Origin of the sequence: Candidatus Skiveiella danica (assembly GCF_022705245.1) — a bacterium.
GTDB lineage: Bacteria > Pseudomonadota > Gammaproteobacteria > Burkholderiales > Burkholderiaceae_C > Skiveiella > Skiveiella danica.
Genome location: NZ_JAKJEW010000079.1, coordinates 1 through 1,960 on the forward strand (window position 1 = coordinate 1; position 1,960 = coordinate 1,960).

Annotated in this window: 3 protein-coding genes; all 3 read right to left on the reverse strand. The window is 64.8% G+C overall.

Annotated features, from left to right (window positions below; all coding sequences use genetic code 11):
* A partial coding sequence (locus ACMUOY_RS20030) for an FAD-dependent oxidoreductase (protein WP_413894496.1) occupies positions 1-973 on the reverse strand: 973 nt, incomplete at its 3' end.
* Between the two features lie 34 nt (positions 974-1,007).
* Positions 1,008-1,592, reverse strand: coding sequence for an MFS transporter (locus tag ACMUOY_RS20035; protein WP_413894497.1), 585 nt, complete (start codon positions 1,590-1,592; stop codon positions 1,008-1,010).
* The coding region (locus ACMUOY_RS20040) for a 2-oxo acid dehydrogenase subunit E2 (protein WP_413894498.1) at positions 1,589-1,960 on the reverse strand (372 nt) is incomplete at its 5' end. The genes ACMUOY_RS20035 and ACMUOY_RS20040, both read right to left, overlap by 4 nt.

Consider the following 1,960-nt stretch of genomic DNA (forward strand, 5'->3'; position numbering starts at 1 on the left):
AGACGGTGCCCATCTCCAGGCCGATGATGCCGCCGCCCAGGATCAGCATGCGCTTGGGTACCTCTTTCAAGGCCAGCGCGCCCGTGCTGTCCACCACGCGCGGGTCTTCGGGCATGAAGGGCAGGCGCACGGCCTGGCTGCCGGCGGCGATGATGGCGCGCTTGAAGGCCACCACCTTCTTGGTGCCGGTCTTCTCCTGCCCGGTGCCGGTGGTTTCTTCCACCTCGACGTGGTTGGTGCCGACGAAATGGCCGTAACCGCGCACGGTGGTCACCTTGCGCATCTTGGCCATGGCGGCCAGGCCGCCGGTGAGCTTGCCGATGACTTTTTCCTTGTGGCCGCGCAGCTTGTCGATGTTGACCACCGGCGCACCAAAGTCCACGCCCAGATCACCCAGGTGGCTCACCTCGTCCATCACGGCGGCCACGTGCAATAGCGCCTTGCTGGGGATGCAACCCACGTTCAGGCAGACCCCGCCCAGCGTGGCGTAGCGTTCGACGATCACGACCTTCAGGCCGAGGTCCGCTGCGCGAAACGCCGCGGAGTAGCCGCCGGGGCCGCCGCCGAGTACCAGCACGTCGCATTCCAGGTCGGCCGAGCCGCCGAAGGCGGTCGCGACGGGGGCGGGAGATGATTCAATACTGATAGCAGATTGTGACCCGCTGGCGCTGGGAGAAGGCTGTTTTTGTTCCGAAACAGGTGCTGCGGGGGCTGCCGGGGCCGCCGTTTGGGCGCCCGCGGCCTCCAGCAGCAGGACGACCGTGCCTTCGGCCACCTTGTCACCGAGCTTGACTTTGAGTTCCTTCACCACGCCGGCATGGCTCGACGGGATTTCCATCGACGCCTTGTCGCTCTCCACGGTGATCAGGCTCTGCTCGGCCTTGATGGTGTCGCCGGGCTTGACCAGCAGCTCGATGACCGCCACCTCGGAAAAATCACCGATGTCCGGCACTTTGATTTCAATCAGGCTCATGTGTGTCTCCAGGCGGGCGGCGCGCGCCCTGCTTTCAAGTTTTCAGTTTGATCGTGTAAATGTCCACCGGTCCGGCGGAGCTGCGGTCGAATTCGCAGCCCGCATGGATGCCGGCCAGCGCCACTTCACGGGCCGAGCGGGCCTTGTCCCAGACGGCGTGCATGGCCCCGAGCGCAAAGCCGCGTCCGGAGCCGATGCCCCAGAACTCCTTGAACTCGAACACCTCTCGATAGCTGTACAGGCCGAAGATGCCGCTGGCGTTGGCAATCACCACGCTGAACTGGCTCGACTCGTAGGGGTCGTTGTCGTCTTCCTTGGTCTGAAGGAAGAAGCTTTCCTTCAGCAGCGGGTGCAGCTTGACGAAAGTGTCGAACACCTCGTCGCGACTGCCCAGCAGCAGCTGGTCTTTCGGCAGCGCGTTCATGGCCTTGCGCAGAACGGGGAAATGCGCCACGGTGCCCGCCATGCCGACCCAGCTCGGGCCGGTGGGCGTGTCCACCTTGAACAGCTTGCTGTTGGCCTCGTAGCGGTGCGACAGACGCGTGTCGCCAAAGGTCACCAGCGTGTCGGCAGCAATCGCCACTTGCCCCGCTTTCCTGACGACAACAACTGTGGTCAAAGCAACACGCGCCGGAAGTCGCCCAGGATCTGGCCGAGGTAGACGTTGAAGCGCGCGGCCGCGGCACCGTCGATCACGCGGTGATCCCAGGTCAGGCTCAGCGGCAGCATCAGGCGCGGCTGGAAGGCCTTGCCATCCCACACCGGCTCGATGGTGGACTTGCACACGCCCAGGATCGCCACCTCGGGCGCATTGATGATGGGCGTGAAGTAGCGCCCGCCAATGCCGCCGAGGCTGGAGATCGTGAAGCAGGCGCCCGACATCTCGGCCGGCGTCAGCTTGCCGTCGCGCGCCTTCTTGGCCAGCTCGCCCATTTCCTGGCTGATCTGCAGAATGCCCTTCTTGTCGGCGTCCTTGATCACCGGCAC